General features: G+C 71.5%; 15 protein-coding genes. 1 reads left to right on the forward strand and 14 read right to left on the reverse strand.

Features of this window, described 5'->3' with window-relative positions; all coding sequences use genetic code 11:
• Positions 1 to 147: 147 nt before the first annotated feature.
• The 7 genes from topA to bldG form a co-directional block, all read right to left on the reverse strand.
• Positions 148 to 2,982: a type I DNA topoisomerase gene (topA, locus tag ABT254_RS21515; protein WP_351472314.1), complete on the reverse strand. Its 2,835-nt coding sequence runs from the start codon at positions 2,980 to 2,982 to the stop codon at positions 148 to 150.
• Between the two features lie 249 nt (positions 2,983 to 3,231).
• Positions 3,232 to 3,429, reverse strand: a complete 198-nt coding sequence (locus tag ABT254_RS21520) for a hypothetical protein (RefSeq protein WP_351472316.1) — start codon at positions 3,427 to 3,429, stop codon at positions 3,232 to 3,234.
• A gap of 408 nt (positions 3,430 to 3,837) precedes the next feature.
• The gene (locus ABT254_RS21525) at positions 3,838 to 5,364 is read right to left on the reverse strand and encodes a DUF7059 domain-containing protein (protein WP_351472318.1); all 1,527 of its coding nucleotides are present in this window, start codon (positions 5,362 to 5,364) and stop codon (positions 3,838 to 3,840) included.
• A gap of 44 nt (positions 5,365 to 5,408) precedes the next feature.
• Entirely contained in the window at positions 5,409 to 6,002 is a 594-nt protein-coding gene (locus ABT254_RS21530; protein WP_351472321.1) for a small secreted protein, read from the reverse strand.
• Between the two features lie 192 nt (positions 6,003 to 6,194).
• Positions 6,195 to 8,600: a sodium-translocating pyrophosphatase gene (locus ABT254_RS21535; protein WP_351472324.1), complete on the reverse strand. Its 2,406-nt coding sequence runs from the start codon at positions 8,598 to 8,600 to the stop codon at positions 6,195 to 6,197.
• Positions 8,601 to 8,896: 296 nt separating this feature from the next.
• On the reverse strand, positions 8,897 to 9,331 hold the full coding sequence (locus ABT254_RS21540) for an ATP-binding protein (protein WP_351472326.1): 435 nt from the start codon (positions 9,329 to 9,331) through the stop codon (positions 8,897 to 8,899).
• Between the two features lie 118 nt (positions 9,332 to 9,449).
• The gene (bldG, locus tag ABT254_RS21545) at positions 9,450 to 9,791 is read right to left on the reverse strand and encodes an anti-sigma factor antagonist BldG (protein ID WP_003975386.1); all 342 of its coding nucleotides are present in this window, start codon (positions 9,789 to 9,791) and stop codon (positions 9,450 to 9,452) included.
• Positions 9,792 to 9,952: 161 nt separating this feature from the next.
• On the opposite strand from bldG, the gene ABT254_RS21550 reads away from it, so the two are divergent.
• Positions 9,953 to 12,406: a DEAD/DEAH box helicase gene (locus ABT254_RS21550; protein WP_351472329.1), complete on the forward strand. Its 2,454-nt coding sequence runs from the start codon at positions 9,953 to 9,955 to the stop codon at positions 12,404 to 12,406.
• Here the strand turns inward: ABT254_RS21550 and ABT254_RS21555 are convergent.
• From ABT254_RS21555 to ssd, 7 genes are all read right to left on the reverse strand, one after another.
• Positions 12,291 to 12,746, reverse strand: coding sequence for an Rv3654c family TadE-like protein (locus tag ABT254_RS21555; protein WP_351472332.1), 456 nt, complete (start codon positions 12,744 to 12,746; stop codon positions 12,291 to 12,293). The genes ABT254_RS21550 and ABT254_RS21555 overlap by 116 nt on opposite strands.
• Positions 12,743 to 13,108 carry a TadE family type IV pilus minor pilin gene (locus ABT254_RS21560; protein ID WP_351472335.1) on the reverse strand — a complete coding sequence of 122 codons (366 nt, stop codon included), beginning with the start codon at positions 13,106 to 13,108 and terminating at the stop codon, positions 12,743 to 12,745. Before ABT254_RS21560 ends, ABT254_RS21555 begins: the two co-directional genes overlap by 4 nt.
• Positions 13,095 to 13,304, reverse strand: a complete 210-nt coding sequence (locus tag ABT254_RS21565; RefSeq protein ID WP_351472338.1) for a DUF4244 domain-containing protein — start codon at positions 13,302 to 13,304, stop codon at positions 13,095 to 13,097. The genes ABT254_RS21560 and ABT254_RS21565 overlap by 14 nt, the downstream gene beginning before the upstream one ends.
• A 78-nt stretch (positions 13,305 to 13,382) precedes the next feature.
• A complete protein-coding gene (locus tag ABT254_RS21570; protein WP_351472341.1) occupies positions 13,383 to 14,171 on the reverse strand; it encodes a type II secretion system F family protein in 789 nt (262 codons plus the stop codon).
• Positions 14,168 to 15,028 (reverse strand): type II secretion system F family protein, encoded by an 861-nt coding sequence (locus ABT254_RS21575; protein WP_351472344.1) that lies wholly within the window; start codon positions 15,026 to 15,028, stop codon positions 14,168 to 14,170. Before ABT254_RS21575 ends, ABT254_RS21570 begins: the two co-directional genes overlap by 4 nt.
• Positions 15,021 to 16,199 (reverse strand): TadA family conjugal transfer-associated ATPase, encoded by a 1,179-nt coding sequence (locus tag ABT254_RS21580; RefSeq protein WP_351472859.1) that lies wholly within the window; start codon positions 16,197 to 16,199, stop codon positions 15,021 to 15,023. Before ABT254_RS21580 ends, ABT254_RS21575 begins: the two co-directional genes overlap by 8 nt.
• 371 nt (positions 16,200 to 16,570) lie before the next feature.
• Positions 16,571 to 17,674, reverse strand: coding sequence for a septum site-determining protein Ssd (gene ssd / locus ABT254_RS21585; RefSeq protein ID WP_351472347.1), 1,104 nt, complete (start codon positions 17,672 to 17,674; stop codon positions 16,571 to 16,573).
• Positions 17,675 to 18,232: the final 558 nt, after the last annotated feature.

Consider the following 18,232-nt stretch of genomic DNA (forward strand, 5'->3'; position numbering starts at 1 on the left):
CGTGCGCACGCCCCGACACCAAAGCGATATCGGGGCGTTCGTTTTGCGAAGCGACCGTGGAGGAAGGTGCCCCGGATCAGTCGTCCCCGACTCAGCCGTCCTTCCTCCGCCGTCCTGACTCAGTCGTCCTGACTCAGTCGTCCTGACTCAGTCGTCCGACGTCGTCTTCGAAGCCGTCGCCTTCTTCGCGGCGGTCTTCTTGGCGGTGGTCGTCTTGGCAGCCGTCTTCTTCGCGGCCGTCGTCTTCTTCGCAGCCGTCTTCTTGGCGGTCGTCGCCTTCTTGGCCGGGGCCTTCTTCGCGGGCGCCTTCTTCGCCGTCTTCTTGGCGGGCCCCTTCGCCCGCTTCTCGGCGAGCAGTTCGAAGCCGCGCTCGGGGGTGATCTCCTCGACGCTGTCGCCGGAGCGCAGGGTCGCGTTGGTCTCCCCGTCGGTGACGTACGGCCCGAAGCGGCCGTCCTTGACGACCACCGGCTTCTCGCTGACCGGGTCGGTGCCCAGTTCCTTCAGCGGCGGCTTGGCGGCCGCACGGCCACGCTGCTTGGGCTGCGCGTAGATCTCCAGGGCCTCTTCGAGCGTGATCGTGAAGAGCTGCTCCTCGGACTGCAGCGAACGCGAGTCCGTGCCCTTCTTCAGGTACGGCCCGTACCGCCCGTTCTGCGCGGTGATCTCCTGGCCCTCGGCGTCCGTACCGACGACCCGCGGCAGCGACATCAGCTTGAGCGCGTCCTCGAGCGTCACCGTGTCCAGCGACATCGACTTGAACAGCGAGGCCGTACGCGGCTTCACGGCGTTCTTGCCGGTCTTCGGGGTGCCCTCGGGGAGCACCTCGGTGACGTACGGGCCGTAACGGCCGTCGCGGGCGATGATCTGGTGGCCCGTCTGCGGGTCGGCACCGAGTTCGAAGTCGCCGCTCGGCTTGGCGAGCAGCTCCTCCGCGAGCTCGACGCTCAGCTCGTCCGGCGCGAGGTCCTCGGGCACGTCCGCGCGCTGGTGCCCCTCGGCGTCCTTCTCGCCCCGCTCGATGTACGGGCCGTAGCGCCCGACGCGCAGCACGATGCCGTTGCCCACCGGGAACGACGACACCTCGCGCGCGTCGATCGCACCCAGGTCGGTCACCAGCTCCTTGAGGCCGCCGAGGTGGTCCCCGTCGCCGTTGCCCGCCTCGGCCGCGCCGCCGATGCCGTTGGCCTCGCCGAAGTAGAACCGCTTCAGCCACGGCACGGCCTGCGCCTCGCCGCGCGCGATGCGGTCGAGGTCGTCCTCCATCCTGGCGGTGAAGTCGTAGTCGACGAGCCGCCCGAAGTGCTTCTCCAGGAGGTTGACCACGGCGAAGGACAGGAAGGACGGGACGAGCGCCGTGCCCTTCTTGAAGACATAGCCGCGGTCGAGGATCGTGCCGATGATCGACGCATACGTCGACGGACGGCCGATCTCGCGCTCTTCGAGCTCCTTGACCAGGCTGGCCTCGGTGTAGCGGGCCGGGGGCTTGGTGGCGTGCCCGTCGACCGTGATCTCCTCGGCGCTGAGCCGGTCGCCCTCGGCGACCTGCGGCAGCCGGCGCTCGCGGTCGTCCAGCTCCGCGTTCGGGTCGTCGGCACCCTCGACGTAGGCCTTCAGGAAGCCGTGGAAGGTGATCGTCTTGCCGGACGCGCTGAACTCGACGTCCCGGCCGTCGGCGGCCGTGCCACCGATCTTCACCGTGACGGAGTTGCCGGTCGCGTCCTTCATCTGGGAGGCGACGGTCCGCTTCCAGATCAGCTCGTAGAGCTTGAACTGGTCGCCGGTCAGGCCGGTCTCGGCGGGAGTGCGGAAACGATCACCCGAAGGCCGGATCGCCTCGTGCGCCTCCTGCGCGTTCTTGACCTTGCCGGCGTACGTCCTAGGGGCCGACGGCAGGTAGTCGGCGCCGTACAGCTGTGTCACCTGGGCGCGGGCGGCGGCCACGGCGGTGTCGCTCAGCGTCGTGGAGTCCGTACGCATGTAGGTGATGTAGCCGTTCTCGTACAGCTTCTGCGCGACCTGCATGGTGGCCTTCGCGCCGAAGCCCAGCTTGCGGCTCGCCTCCTGCTGCAGCGTCGTCGTACGGAACGGGGCGTACGGCGAGCGGCGGTACGGCTTGGACTCGACCGAGCGCACCGAGAACTGCGTGTTCTCCAGGGCGGCGGCGAGGGCGCGGGCGTTCGCCTCGTCGAGGTGGAGGGTGTTCGCGCTCTTGAGTTGTCCCAGGGAGTCGAAGTCGCGGCCCTGCGCGACCCGCCTGCCGTCGACGGTCTGCAGGCGGGCGACCAGCGACGACGGGTCCGAGGGATCCCCCGCGCGGCCGGTCGCGAAGGTGCCCGTCAGGTCCCAGTACTCGGCAGAACGAAAAGCGATGCGCTCGCGTTCCCGCTCCACCACGAGTCGGGTCGCGACGGACTGGACACGGCCGGCCGACAGCCGCGGCATGACCTTCTTCCACAGGACCGGCGAGACCTCGTAGCCGTAGAGGCGGTCGAGGATGCGGCGGGTCTCCTGGGCGTCGACCATGCGCTGGTTGAGGTCGCGCGGGTTGGCGACGGCCTCGCGGATCGCGTCCTTGGTGATCTCGTGGAACACCATGCGCTTGACCGGGACCTTGGGCTTCAGCACCTCCAGGAGGTGCCACGCGATGGCCTCGCCCTCGCGGTCCTCATCGGTGGCGAGGAAGAGCTCGTCGGAGTCGGCGAGCAGGTCCTTGAGCTTCTTGACCTGGGCCCTTTTGTCAGCGTTGACCACATAGACGGGCTGGAAGTCGTGTTCGACGTCCACACCGAGGCGGCGGACCTCGCCGGTGTACTTCTCCGGCACCTCCGCGGCGCCGTTGGGAAGGTCGCGGATGTGCCCGACGCTCGCCTCGACGGTGTAGCCGGGGCCGAGGTAGCCCTTGATCGTCTTCGCCTTGGCAGGCGACTCGACGATGACGAGTCGGCGGCCGCCGTGTGCGGTCTCGCTGGTCGGGGACAACTTCGCTCTTCTCTCCGGTCGACGCTTGGGCCTCCCCGGATGGTTCTCGGTCCCGGGGGCGGGTCGTGGTGACGCTGCGGAGTGTGACGGTACATCCCGCCCCCGTGTCAAACGGGAAAAGCCCGCAACGGCCACTCGAACGGTAACCCGACTACCGCCATTCCTGCCGCCCGGAGTACCCACCGGCCTTTTCGAGCCAGTCCGGAGGATCACCTCTCAATTAACCAAGCCGCAGCTCCGGGGCTGCTTTCAGACCCGGGTCAGGCACCATGTTCCAAGGGCCAGCATGATCACCGCGGCAAGGCCCGCGACGGTCGCCGATGCGACGGGGTTCACACCGTGGGCGACCGGCTCGCGACACCCCACCCGGGCCACGGTCCATGCCAGCAGCGCCCCTCCGAACAGGGCGAACACCACACCTGCGAAGATCGCCGGTCCGCTCTCCATGGCTTGCCGTGCCCCTTTTCTCCCGTTCGCGAGTGCCCCGCCCGGCGAGACTGACACGCGCGGGCGGCGCACAGGCGAACCCGGGGTGAACGCGGAGCCGACGGACTCCGGGACTCACCCGGGACCGGGACCCCGCCCAGCCTTCACACGCGCCCCAGCCGTTCCGTCCCGTCACACAGCCGTACCCGATGCGCTCGGGCCGCGGCGCACAGGTCGACTCGAATTAGTTGCTGCACAGCTCGTTCCCGCTTGTTCCGGCAGGCAGTCCCTGCTTGTTCCGGCGCAACTCGTGCGCTTTGCCGATGACCTTCTCACCGGTCAATTCGTCAGGGGTCGCGAACTGCCGCCGCCACAGACCCGCAAATCCGTGCCCGCGTCCCTAAAACGGCCCCCTTCGCCGTCGCGCCCCTACGCCGGCTCGAGGAATCCCTGCTCCACCAGCAGTCTGATCTGCGCCGGCGTACGGTCGCGCAGCAACACCGGGTCCTCGCCGACCAGTTGGGCGATCGCGTCCAGGATGCGGCCGGCGCTCAGCGAACCGTCGCACACGCCCGCGAAGCCCGCGCCGACGGTGTCCACCTTGGTGGCCCGCCGCATGCCCCGGTGCTGGCGCAGCACGACGTGCTCCGGGTCCTCGGCGCCGGGCAGCCCGACCTGCTCCTGGACGACCTCGGACACGAGCTTGAAGTGCCCTTCCAGCAGGGCCGCGTCGTCGTGCGCCCGCAGATAGTCGAGACGGTCGAAGTGCGCCCGTACCGTGTCGCCGAGAGGCTGCTCGACCGGGTGCGGCCACTCCTCCACGGTGATCGAGGGCACGGCGGCCGTCGTCCTGCGCAGGGTGATCCAGCCGAACCCGACGGCCTTCACCTTGCGCGCCTCGAACTCGTCCAGCCAGGCGTCGTAGCGCGCCTGGTACTCGGCCGGGTCGCCCCGGTGGTCACCGGCGTCCCTGAGCCACAACTCGGCGTACTGCGTGACGTCCTGGACCTCGCGCTGCACGATCCAGGCGTCGCAGCCGCGCGGCACCCACGACCTGATCCTGTCCTGCCAGTCCTCCCCCTCCACGTGCTGCCAGTTGGCGAGAAACTGCGCGAACCCGCCCTCGTTCAGACGGTCGCCCGCACCTTGAACGAGCGTGCGGCACAGATCGTCCCCGCCCATCCCGCCGTCCCGGTAGGTCAGCCGTGCGCCGGGCGAGATCACGAAGGGAGGGTTCGACACGATCAGGTCGTACGTCTCGTCCTCGCGCACCGGCTCGAACAGCGAGCCCTCGCGCAGCTCGGCCGCCGGGGCACCGGAGAGCGCCAGCGTGAGCGCGGTGATGTGCAGCGCGCGCGGGTTGAGATCGGTCGCCGTCACGCGCGTCGCGTGCTGCGCGGCGTGCAGCGCCTGGATGCCGGAGCCGGTGCCGAGGTCGAGGGCGGCGGAGACGGGCGTACGGACGGTGATGCCCGCGAGGGTCGTGGACGCGCCGCCGACACCGAGGACGACGCCCTCCTCACGGCTGCCGATCCCGCCCGCTCCACCGACCGCACACCCGAGGTCGGACACGATGAACCAGTCCTCGCCGCCGGGCCCGCCGTACGGCCGCACATCCACCGCAGCGGCCACCTCGCCCCCGCCGACGGGCACCAGCCAGCCGTCCTCCAGACACTCCTCGACGGGCAGAACGCCGGCCACACGCGCGTGCGGCACGGGCTGCTGCAACAGGAACAGCCGTACGAGCAGCTCCAGCGGCGTGTCCCCGCGGGTGGCCCGGAGCGCGGGCACGGTCTCGCTGCGCGCCAGCGCCGCGTACGCGGGGGCGCCGAGCAGTTCGAGCAGCCCGTCGGCGGTGAAGGACGCCCCGAGCAGGGCGTCCCGCAGCCGGGCGGCGACGTCGGTACGGCCGGGAGCAGGGGCAGCGGGCAGGGCGGGCAGACCTGAGGTACTCACGCCCCCCATTGTGGCGGGGCCGAGGGGCCGGCTGCAGCTTTGGCTCAGCTCACCGCCGGCGAGGGGGCGGTGGAAGCGCTCTTGCAGCTGGACTGCTTGGCCATCGACTTGCCGACGTCGCCCGCCTCGAGGTTCTTCAGGGCGTCGTTACCGCTCGTGCTCAGCTTGTCCAGCGAGGTCGCGATGCCCTTGAGGCCGTCGGCGAACTTGGCCTGGTCCTTGACGTCGAGGCCGTCGACCTGCTTCTTCAGAGCGGCGTACGACGCGGCGATGTCGTCGAGCTCCTTGACCGCGTCCGTCTGCTTCTTCGCACCGTTGTCGACGTCGGGGGCCCCGGCCTTGCGGACCGCGTCGCCGATCGCCTTGTAGGCGTCCGACATGTCCTGGAAGGCCTGGGAGTCGGTCTTCCGGACGGCGTCCGGCGTGCTGTTGTCCGAGGTCTGCTTCTGGATCGCGGCATTGGCGGCCTCGATCTTCTTCGCCTGCGGCTGCACCGCGTCGCAGACCTGCTTGGCCCAGGCATCCAGCTTGTCGTTGCCTTCGCTGCTGCTGGTGCATCCGGACAGCGCCAGTACCAGTACCGCACCGCCGGACAGTGCGGCCGCGAGCTTCTTGTTCACCGGATTGGTCCCTTCCATGGCTCTCGGCCCCGGAACATACACGCCGGGCGGGTGACAGCCGCATACCGAACGACGACTATGACACCATTTATGACCAATTACACCAGGCGAGAGAAGGCTCACGGCGAGGGTGTGAAAACACGAGGCGGGCGGGCGGCGCGTCAACACGCGCCGCCCGCCCGCCTCTTGAGCCGGACCTCGTGGGGCCGCCTACGAAACCACCGCAGGATCGGCCGACTTGGACACCCGCTCGGCGCCGCCCTCGTCGCCCACGGCGATCCCGCGCCGCTTGGAGACGTAAACCGCCCCGACGATGACAAGCAGGGCGAGGATCGCGATCACGATCCGTACCCCGAGGCTCTTGTCCTCGCCGTAGCTGAACTTGATCACCGCGGGCGCGATGAGCAGCGACACCAGGTTCATCACCTTCAGCAGCGGGTTGATCGCGGGACCCGCGGTGTCCTTGAAGGGGTCGCCGACCGTGTCGCCGATCACCGTCGCGGCGTGGGCCTCACTGCCCTTGCCGCCGTGGTGGCCGTCCTCGACGAGCTTCTTGGCGTTGTCCCAGGCACCGCCGGAGTTGGCGAGGAACACCGCCATCAGCGTGCCCGTGCCGATCGCGCCGGCCAGATAGGCGCCGAGCGCGCCGACACCGAGCGTGAACCCGATGAAGATGGGCGCCATCACGGCGAGCAGACCAGGCGTGGCGAGTTCCCTCAGCGCGTCCTTGGTGCAGATGTCGACGACGCGCCCGTACTCGGGCTTCTCGGTGTAGTCCATGATCCCGGGATGCTCGCGGAACTGCCGCCGCACCTCGTAGACCACGGACCCCGCCGACCGCGACACCGCGTTGATCGCCAGCCCCGAGAAGAGGAAGACGACCGCCGCGCCCGCGATCAGGCCGACGAGGTTGTTGGGCTGCGAGATGTCCATCATCAGGCTCATCGGGGCGCCCGCTCCGGAGAGCTTCTCGCCGACGTCCTGCGCGCCGGTCGTGATCGCGTCACGGTACGACCCGAAGAGCGCCGATGCCGCGAGGACCGCGGTGGCGATGGCGATGCCCTTGGTGATGGCCTTGGTGGTGTTGCCGACCGCGTCCAGGTTGGTGAGCACCTGGGCGCCGGCGCCTGTGACGTCGCCGGACATCTCGGCGATGCCCTGCGCGTTGTCGGAGACCGGGCCGAAGGTGTCCATCGCGACGATCACGCCGACCGTGGTGAGCAGGCCGGTGCCGGCCAGCGCCACAGCGAACAGCGCAAGCATGATCGACGTGCCGCCGAGCAGGAAGGCCCCGTAGACGCCGAGACCGATCAGCAGGGCGGTGTACACGGCCGATTCCAGACCCACCGAGATACCGGCGAGGACGACGGTGGCCGGGCCGGTCAGCGAGGTCTTGCCGATGTCCATGACAGGGCGGCGGTTGGTCTCGGTGAAGTAGCCGGTCAGCTGCTGGATCACAGCGGCCAGCACGATGCCGATCGCCACCGCGACGACCGCGAGGATCCGCGGGTCGCCGTCCTTGGCCTTGATGGCGGCATCGGTGACGCCGTCGAGGTCCGAGTACTTGGACGGGAGATAGATGAAGACGGCCGCCGCCACCAGCACGAGCGAGATCGCCGCGGAGATGAAGAAGCCCCGGTTGATCGCAGTCATGCCACTGCGGTCGGCCCGGCGCGGGGCGACCGCGAAGATGCCGATCATGGCGGTGACGACACCGATCGCGGGCACGATCAGCGGGAAGGCCAGTCCGGAGTCGCCGAAGGCCACCTTGCCGAGGATCAGCGCGGCGACCAGGGTCACGGCGTACGACTCGAAGAGGTCCGCCGCCATGCCCGCGCAGTCGCCGACGTTGTCGCCCACGTTGTCGGCGATGGTCGCGGCATTGCGCGGGTCGTCCTCCGGAATGCCCTGCTCGACCTTGCCGACCAGGTCGGCGCCGACGTCGGCGGCCTTGGTGAAGATGCCGCCGCCGACACGCATGAACATGGCGATCAGGGCGGCCCCGAGGCCGAAGCCTTCGAGCACTTTCGGCGCGTCGGCCGCGTACACCAGCACCACGCAGGAGGCGCCCAGCAGACCGAGCCCCACTGTGAACATGCCGACGACGCCGCCCGTACGGAAAGCGATCTTCATGGCTTTGTGCGAGACGGCGGTGAGATCCTTTTCCGGCTCACCCTCCGCCGGGGTCGCTTCCCGGGCCGCCGCGGCGACACGGACATTGCTGCGCACGGCGAGCCACATACCGATATAGCCGGTGGCTGCCGAGAACGCCGCGCCGATCAGAAAGAAGATCGATCGTCCGGCGCGCTGATTCCAGTCGTCCGCGGGCAGCAGCATGAGCAGGAAGAACACGACGACGGCGAATACGCCGAGCGTGCGCAGCTGCCGGGCCAGATAGGCATTCGCACCTTCCTGGACCGCTCCTGCGATCTCCTTCATGCTGTCGGTGCCCTCGTCCGCCGCCAGCACCTGGCGGACCAGGATGCCTGCGACCACGAGCGCGGCCAGCGCGACGACCCCGATGACCGTCACGATGATCCGGTTGTCGTCTGTCAGTACTGCGGCTGCGAGGGTCGTGGGGTGGTCAAACTGATGAGGGGTAGAAAGCCCCGCCATTCGTCCTCCTTGACGCTTGGGCTGAGCTCAAGATGTGGACGGATTGTAGGTACCGCGACCTGATCAAAACAGTCCACGGTAAACGGAATTGGCCTTCACATGCTCTTCAGCAAATGATCGACGTCAAGCCACAGAACCCGAAAGAGGTAATGCCTCAAAGGCATTGACGCCTGCATTGACGCTTGATCAAATTATCGGGTGATTGATCGTGAATTCCTTCACGAATTCCCGGGAACGGCCGGAAAAACACCAAGGGCCCTGCTCAGCAGGGCCCTTGGACGTCTTGCGAGGGTGAGTCAGGCGAGCACCGCAGCGGGCGGTGGCGTGGTCGGCCAGGTCATGCGGATCAGCCCGCCGTGCGCGCCGGCGGACACCTCCACGTCGTCGACGAGTCCGCTGATGACCGCGAGGCCCATTTCGTCCTCCTCGGTCTCCACGTCCTCACCCGACGAGCCCGGCGCCCCGTCCCCGGGGGACGAGCGAGGTGCCTCGTCGCCGACCTCGATGGAGAACTGTTTCTCCTCCTCGACCAGCTGCACCTTCACCGGCGCCGTGATCCCGGCGCTCTGGTGCAGTCCGACGGCACGGCTGCAGGCCTCGCCGACGGCGAGTCTGACCTCGTCGAGGACGGCCTCGTCCACTCCGGCCCTGCGCGCCACCGCTGCCGCCACCAGCCGTGCGGTCCTGACGTGCTCGGGCAGCGCGCTGAAGCGGAGTTCAACGGTGGCCATGCATCCCCCTCGGAACTACGGGCGTGCGGTCGGGGGACCGGGCTGCCGAAAGCCCGGACCCCTTCATTGAACTTCTTCCGCCTTGGGAGCGGTCCTTTCCCGCTCCCCGGGGCGGTGGTCAGTCGGTGGCCGCCACCGCTTCCTCGACCGAGGTGTGGATCGGGAACACCTTGGTGAGGCCGGTGATACGGAAGATCTTCAGAATGCGCTCCTGGTTGCAGACCAGGCGCAGCGAGCCCTCATGGGCACGCACCCGCTTCAGGCCGCCGACCAGCACGCCGAGCCCGGTGGAGTCGAGGAAGTCCACGCCCTCCATGTCGACGACGAGGTGGAAACTCCCGTCGTTCACCAGCTCGACCAGCTGCTCGCGCAGCTTGGGCGCGGTATATACGTCGATTTCTCCACCGACCTCGACGACCGTACGATCGCCGACGGTACGGGTCGACAGGGACAGGTCCACGGATCCTCCAGCACCTTGCTACTCGAGCGGTCGCCCCTCGGGACACCTCGGCAGAGCCCCCGGAACGGTTCGCCAGCCGCGATGGCATTCAATCACTTACGGCAGACGTGCACGACGCCTTGGTCCCATTGTCCGTCACGCCGGTGACACACTCGGTGCCGATGGCCAAGAATCACCGATCCGATCGATCCCCTGTGGACCCCGTGTCCCGGCTCGCACCGGGCACGATCCTGGGTCGGCTCGCCTCCGGGCCGAGCCGGGCTTCGCGCATCACTCATACGGAGCACTTGCCCCCGCGCGAGGGTCGGCATGCCGTCTGGCCTGACCGGATTCGGCCGGAGGTCATCGCGGCGGTGCAGGCCTGCGGCATCGAGCACCCCTGGGCCCACCAGGCACGCGCCGCCGAGCACGCGCTGGACGGCGACTCGGTGGTCGTCGCCACGGGCACGGCGTCCGGCAAGTCCCTGGCCTACCTCGTCCCGGTGCTCTCGACGCTCCTGGACGGTTCGCAGGCCCCGAACGGCCGCGGGACGACCGCCCTCTACCTGGCTCCCACGAAGGCTCTCGCGGCGGACCAGTGCCGTTCCGTGAAGGAACTTTCACAACCTCTGGGAAATGCCGTACGTCCTGCGGTGTACGACGGCGACACGCCCTTCGAGGAACGCGAATGGGTCCGCCAGTACGCCAACTACGTCCTGACCAACCCGGACATGCTGCACCGCGGCATCCTCCCGTCCCACCCCCGCTGGTCCTCCTTCCTGAAGTCGCTGAAGTATGTGATCATCGACGAGGTCCACACCTATCGCGGGGTCTTCGGCTCGCACGTCGCCCAGGTGCTGCGCCGCCTGCGCCGCCTGTGCGCCCGCTACGGCGCCTCCCCGGTCTTCCTGCTGGCCTCCGCGACCGCCGCGGAGCCCTCGGTCGCCGCCCGGCGCCTGACCGGCCTCCCGGTGGTCGAGGTGGCCGACGACGCCTCACCGCGCGGTGAACTGGTGTTCGCCCTCTGGGAGCCCCCGCTCACCGAGATGCAGGGCGAGAAGGGGGCACCCGTCCGCCGTACCGCCACCGCCGAGACGGCCGACCTGCTGACCGACCTCACGGTGCAGGGTGTCCGCTCGGTCGCCTTCGTCCGCTCCCGGCGCGGCGCCGAGCTGATCTCGGTGATCGCCCAGGAACGCCTCGCCGAGGTCGACCGCTCCCTCGCCCGGCGTGTCGCGGCATACCGCGGCGGCTATCTCCCCGAGGAGCGCCGCGCCCTGGAACAGGCCCTGCACTCCGGCGAACTCCTCGGCCTCGCCGCGACCACCGCGCTCGAACTCGGCATCGACGTCTCGGGGCTGGACGCCGTGGTGATCGCCGGGTATCCGGGCACGCGCGCGTCCCTGTGGCAGCAGGCGGGCCGCGCCGGACGCGCCGGGCAGGGGGCCCTGGCCGTCCTGGTCGCCCGGGACGACCCCTTGGACACCTTCCTCGTCCACCACCCCGAGGCCCTCTTCGACCAACCCGTGGAGTCCACGGTCCTCGACCCCGACAACCCCTACGTCCTGGCCCCGCACCTGTGCGCGGCCGCGGCGGAACTGCCGCTGACGGACGAGGACTTCGAGCTCTTCGGCCCCGCCTGTGAGGAGCTGCTGCCGCAGCTGGAGGCCGCGAAGCTGCTCCGTCGCCGTACGAAGGCCTGGCACTGGACCCGCCGGGAGCGGGCCGCCGACCTCACCGACATCCGCGGCGAGGGCGGCCGGCCGGTCCAGATCGTCGAGTCGGGCACGGGCCGCCTGCTCGGCACGGTCGACGCGGGCGCCGCCCACACCACCGTCCACGAGGGCGCGGTCCACCTCCACCAGGGACGTACCTACCTCGTGCGCTCCCTGGACCTGGAGGACTCGGTGGCCCTGGTCACGGAGGCGAGTCCCTCGTATTCGACGGTCGCCCGGGACACGACGTCCATCGCCGTCCTGGAGACGGACACCGAGATCCCCTGGGGCGACGGGCGCCTGTGCTACGGCTCCGTCGAGGTCACCAACCAAGTGGTCTCCTTCCTGCGTCGTCGGCTGATCACAGGCGAAGTGCTCGGCGAGACGAAACTCGACCTCCCTCCTCGTACGCTGCGCACGCGCGCGGTGTGGTGGACGGTCACCGAGGACCAGCTGGAGGAGGCCCGGATCGACCCGGAGATCCTCGGCGGCGCCCTGCACGCCGCCGAGCACGCGTCGATCGGCATGCTGCCCCTCTTCGCGACCTGCGACCGCTGGGACATCGGCGGGGTCTCCGTCCCGCTGCACCCCGACACCCTCCTCCCGACCGTCTTCGTCTACGACGGCCACCCAGGCGGCGCGGGATTCGCCGAGCGCGCCTTCCACACCGCCCGCGCCTGGCTCACCGCCACCCGCCAGGCCATCGCGTCCTGCGAGTGCGAGGCCGGCTGCCCGTCCTGCATCCAGTCCCCCAAGTGCGGCAACGGCAACGATCCGCTGCACAAGAGGGGGGCGGTGCGGCTGCTCACGGTGCTGTTGCGGGGGGCGCCGGAGGAGAAGTCCGGCCAGAACCCGGTGGCGGAGCCGGGTCCGGGGGCACCGTCGGCGTCGGCGGCCCCGCAGGTCCCGCCCGTGCCCTGACCTCCGCCGCGAACGGCCCCCGCCCCGAGGCCGCCGTCACGTCCGAGACCTCGCCGGCGATCACGCACCGCACCAGCCGGACGCCCTGCGCGCGGGCCACCCGGTCGGCCCGGGCGCAGGCCGCCGCGGTGCCGTCCGCCCAGTGGTCCGCCGCCGCGAGTGCCGCGAGGTCCGCACCGCCGGCAGCACGGTGCCGGACCACGACGGCCTGCCCCAGGGCGAGCACGACCCCGAACACCACGCACAGCACGGTGATCGCACCGAGGCTCCAGACGGTGGCGGAACCGCGGTCCCCGCCCCGGACGACGGCCCACCGGCGGGTGAAGAAGCCGCCGGTCACGGCCCCACCCCCACGGTCTCCTCCGCCGCGGCCACGGCCTCCTCCCGTACGTCGAAGGGCAGACCGCGCAGCAGCGGCGGTCTGGCCGCCACGACCACGCGGACCTGGTCCCCCTCCCGGTCGACCGTGACCTTCGCGCCGCGCGGGGCCGCCTCACGGGCCACCTGGACGACCTTGTCGCCCGGGTCCTGGCGGGCCGCCGCACGCGCCCCGGTGCGCGCCGCGTCCACGCACTGGATCTGAGCGGCCACGACCAGCAGCGCCCACACCAGGGCCATCGCGAACATCACCAGCACGGGCAGCACCATGGCCGACTCCGCGGTCACGAACCCGCTGTCCCCGCCCCGCTCACATCTGCGCATCGAGCGCCCGCTTCACGATGCCCTGCAGCTCCGCGCCGACCTCTCCGCTGGTCACCACCTTGTAGAGGACCACCGCGAACGCCACCGCCGCCACGATCCCCATCGCGTACTCCGAGGTGACCATCCCCGCGTCCCTGCGCGCCGCACGCGCCCTGCACACCAGGGCACGCAGCCGCGCCCATACCGCTTCGTACATCTCAACCCCCGTGAGGTTCAGTCCTGTTGACCATTCACTGCTCGATGCCGGCGCCCGGGCGCCGTCCGCTGCGTCCCGTCATCCACCACCCCCTCCCAGCACCCCACCGGCGAGCCCGATCACCACGGGCAGTACGCCGACCGTGATGAAGGCGGGCAGGAAGCACAGGCCCACCGGTGCGGTGACCATGACGGCCGCCCGCCGGGCGCGTGCCGTCGCCGTGCGGGACCGGTCGGCGCGGACGTCCGCCGCGAGCCGTGCGACCGGTGCGGCTGCGGGGAGTCCGGACACGTCGGCCCGTTCCAGCAGCCGGGCCAGGGCTTCGGCGCCCGGCAGCGCGGCCAGCCGCTGCCAGGCCTCGGCCGGTTCGCCGCCGAGCCGCACCTCGGCCGCGCCCCGCGCCAACGCGTCCCCGACAGGGCCGCCCAGGGCCTCTCCCACGGCCTGCGCCGCGACCACGGGCCCGGCACCGGCGGCGATGCACGCGGCCACCAGATCGGCCGAGAGCGGGAGTTGACGAGCCGCCTCCGCCGGGTCGCAGACCTCCGCGTCGCTCCCGGCCGGCCGTCGGCCACGCCACCACCACAGCCCGCCCGCGACGGCCAGCCCCACCGCGAGGCCGGCGAGGCCGCCGACCAGGACCCATCCGGCGCCCACGACGCCCACCGCGGGCAGCCACCGCCGCGCCGCATTCCGTGCCTCGAAGCGCGGCCGACCCCGCGTCACCGCGGCATCGGCCACCAGTCCGGCCAGCCGCCTGCGCACTCTTCGCTCACGCCGTACGGTCTCCAGCCGGCGCAGCAGCCACCCGAGGACGAGCAACATCCCCACGGCCGCCCCCAGCCTGTGGACAACTTCCGTGCTCACGCCGCCTCCGCTCGTCGCACGATCCGCATCGCCCACCACATCCCGAGGCCTTCCAGCAGACCGCCGACCAGCAGGCAGCCGAGCCCTGCCCCGGTGTGCAGCAGCACGTGCAGGGGGTCGGCCCCGAGGGCGGTTCCCAGGGCGAGACCCAAGGCCGGCAGTCCCGCGAGCATCACCGCCGTGGACTTCGCCCCCGCCAACTGGGCCCGCAGATCCGCGCGTTGTTCCCGCTCGGCCCGCAATGCCCCTTCGAGCCGGTCGAGCCCGGCGGCGAGTCCCGCGCCCTGGTCCACGGCCACCCGCCAGCACGCGGCGAGGCCCAGCAGTCCCTCGGCGCCCGGCTGCCGTGCCGCCGCCGCGAGCGCGTCCGGGACGTCGCCGCCGAACCGCGCCGCCGCCAGCACCGCAGCCTGCGCGTCCCCGAGCCCGCCGGAGTCCCGCGCGGCACGCGGCAGCGCGTCTCCCGGCTGCCGCCCGGCCCGAACCTCCCCGGCGAGCGCCCCGCACAGCGCGATCACCGCGTCCCCGCGGCGCTCCCGGTCCCGCCGGGCCTCCCCGGCCAGCCGCACACGCCGCAGCAACGGCACCCCGGCCGCCCCCGCGACGACCGGCAGCACCGACGCACCCAGCACCGCGAGCACCACCCCGACGGCCGCCGCCCACCACTCGGGCCGCAGCCGCCCGCGGATCCGCCGCAGCCCTCCGGCGACCTCCCGCCAGGCCGGCGGCCCGGTGCTCACCACCCCGCCGCCCGCGAGCAAGAGCTGCGCCCGGCGCGCCCCGGAGTGCCACCCGCCCATCAGCAGGGCCGCCGCGCCGACGCACAGCACGCCCGCTCCCATCGCCGTCTCACCCATGACGTCCCCCTTCGAAGGTCTTGCCGGACCCGCTGTGCAGCAGCTCCCGCAGCCGCTCCCAGCCCCGTTCGTGCACGAACGCCTCCGCGCCCCACCGCAGCGCCGGCACCGTCCGCACCAGCCCCGACGGTTCCCGCTCCAGTACGTGCACCTCGGCGATGCGCCGCCGTCCGGTCCGGTCCCGCACGAGATGCAGGACCACCGACAACGCCGCCCCCAACTGGCTGTGCAGCGCGGCCCGGTCGAGCCCGGCCGCCGTACCGAGTGCCTCCAGCCGGGCCGGTACGCCGGAGGCGGCGTTCGCGTGGACGGTGCCGCAGCCGCCCTCGTGGCCGGTGTTCAACGCGGCCAGCAGATGCACCACTTCGGGCCCGCGCACCTCGCCCACGACCAGCCGGTCCGGCCGCATCCGCAGTGCCTGCCGCACCAGGTCCTGGAGCGTGACCAGGCCCGCGCCCTCCTGGTTGGCGGGTCTGGTCTCCAGCCGTACGACGTGCGGATGGTCCGGCCGCAGCTCCGCGGAGTCCTCGGCGAGCACGATCCGCTCGCCGCGTCCGACCAGTCCCAGCAGCGCGCTCAGCAGCGTCGTCTTGCCGCTGCCCGTCCCGCCGCTGACGAGGAAGGACAGCCGTGCCTCGAGCAGTGCCCGCAGCACGCGGTCACCGCCCGGCGGTACCGTGCCCGCCGCGACCAGCTCGTCGAGCGTGAACGCCCGGGGCCGTACGACGCGCAGCGACAGACAGGTGCAGCCGACGGCCACCGGCGGCAGCACCGCATGCAGCCGCGTCCCGTCGGGCAGCCGCGCGTCGGCCCACGGCCGTGCGTCGTCGAGCCGCCGCCCGGCCACCGCGGCCAGGCGCTGCGCGAGACGTCGTACGGCGGCCGCGTCCGGGAAGGACACCGACGTCAGCTCCAGTCCGCCGCCCCGGTCGACCCAGACCCGGTCCGGGGCGGACACCAGCACATCGGTGACCGACGGATCGACGAGCAGCGGTTCCAGAGGCCCGCTGCCGACCAGTTCGGACCGCAACTGCTCGGCCGCGCCGAGGATCTCGGCGTCCCCCAGGACCCGCCCCTGTTCCCGCAGGGCCTGCGCCACGCGCGCGGGGGTCGGCTCGGCCCCACTCTCCACCAGCCACTGCCGTACGCCGTCCAGGAGACCGGAGGGCATCTGCGCAGCCACGGCCGCGGAGGCAGAACCGCCGCCCGCTCGCCACAGCCCCGCCGAGCCGGGCCCTGGTACATCACCCGGACCCGACACCTCACCCAGCCGCCCAGCCGTCTGGGAGGACACACGCGGCCCAACCCACGACGGCACACGCGCCGTGTCGGCGCCCGGCCGCCACCGCCCCGCCACACCGGGCCCCGGCACATCACCCGCATCCGACACCTCACCCAGCCGCCCAGCCGCCCCCGGCGACACACGCGCCCCGGCCCACGACGGCACACGCGGCGTGTCGCCCGGCCGCCGCACCGCTCCGGAAGCCCCCCGCACCGGAGCGGCCCCCGAACCGCCCGTCCCTTCGCCTCCCCCATACGTGCTCATGCGCTCCCCGCCTCCGTCAGCGCCCGCTCCCAGAACTCCTTGCAGAAGCGCGCCAGGGGCCCGCGGCCGTCCGCGGCGGGCGGCGTCCTGCCCTCCCCCGGGCGCAGCAGCCCCGCCTCCACGGGCAGCTCGCCGGCCAGGGGCAGTCCGAGCAGCCGGGCCACCTCGCGGTCGTCCAGTCCGGGCGCGTACGGCCCTCGTACCGCGACCCGCAGATCGCGCACGACCATGCCGACGGCGGACGCCACCCGCCCGGCCGCGGCGACGGCGCGCAGTTCGCCGGGGGCGACCAGGAGCCCGAGGTCGAGCTGGGCGAGGGCCTCGGCGACCCCGTCGTCGATGCGGCGGGGCAGATCGACGACGACGGTGCCGCCCCGTCGCCTGGCCGCCGCGAGTACGGCCCGTACGGCCTGTGCCGGGACCGCGATGCGGTCGCCGCGGTCCCAGCTGAGCACCCGCAGGGAGTGGAGCTGCGGCAACGACTCCTCCAGGGCCCCGCTGCCGACCCGGCCACGGGAGGCGGCGAAGGCTGGCCAGCGCAGTCCCTCGGCGCTCTCGCCGCCGAGCAGTACGTCGAGTCCGCCGCCCAGCGGATCGGCGTCCACGAGCAGGGTGCGCAGCCCCTCGCGTGCGGAGGTGACGGCGAGGGCGCACGCGAGGGTGGACGCCCCGGCCCCGCCGCGGCCACCGATGACGCCCACGGTGAGCGCCGGACGGCCCACGCCCTCGGCCACATCGGCGATGCGGTCGACCAGCCACTGTTCGCCGTCCGGCAGGACCAGCACGTGGTCGGCGCCGATCTCCACGGCCCGGCGCCAGACCCCGGAGTCGTCCTGGTCGCGGCCGACCAGCACCACTCCTCGTCTGCGGGCGGCTCCGCGCAGCCGCCGCGCGGCGTCGTCGCCGACCAGGACGAGCGGTGCGGCCTCCCAGCCGCCGGCGCGCTCCGGCACCGAGTGATGGACCTCGGGTGTCGCTCCTGCCGCGGCGCACAGGCGCAGCAGGTCGTCGAGGAGTTCGACGTCCTCCGTGACGATCAGTGGTCCTGCCTGCCGCCCCGAGGCGGCGGGCGGCGGTTCATGTGTGACGGCTCCGGCCACGGTCCGAGTCCCCCTTCGCTGCATCTCTCGCGCAGCCCCTGCGGCCCCGCGATTCCCAAACGTGTGAAGAACCGGCAACCGGTCTCCATATGAGCGGCCGATACGAACCGGCCAAACCCGCCCGACAAACCGGAACCGGTCTTGAACTCGGCGTGAGCGGGACGCGTTTGAATCACGGTGCAGCGATCCCGGAAATCTTGCGGATCATGCTCGATAACTGTGGACAAGTCGGTGGTTGTGAATAAAGCCATCACCCATACCGGTGACCCCTGCGCCCACGCGTGCGTGCCTTCCACAGAGCATCCCGACGACTACACACGGTGACGGATCATGGGCATGCGGAAGGGGCGGCCGCAGCCGCCTCATCACGGCCGTACAGCCGCGCCAGGAAGTGAAGGGAGTGGAAAAACCCGCCCGGACATGCGACGACCCCCACCGGGGGGGAGAGTGGGGGTCGTCTCCACGGCCGACTCGGGGGGGGAGGAGCCGGACCGGGTTAGCACGGTCGCGAACGATCCGTGACTTCCATGGTGTACCCGAGACCCTTCTCAGGCAAAC

It is taken from the genome of Streptomyces sp. NPDC001137, from assembly GCF_040298885.1.
Lineage (GTDB): Bacteria > Actinomycetota > Actinomycetes > Streptomycetales > Streptomycetaceae > Streptomyces.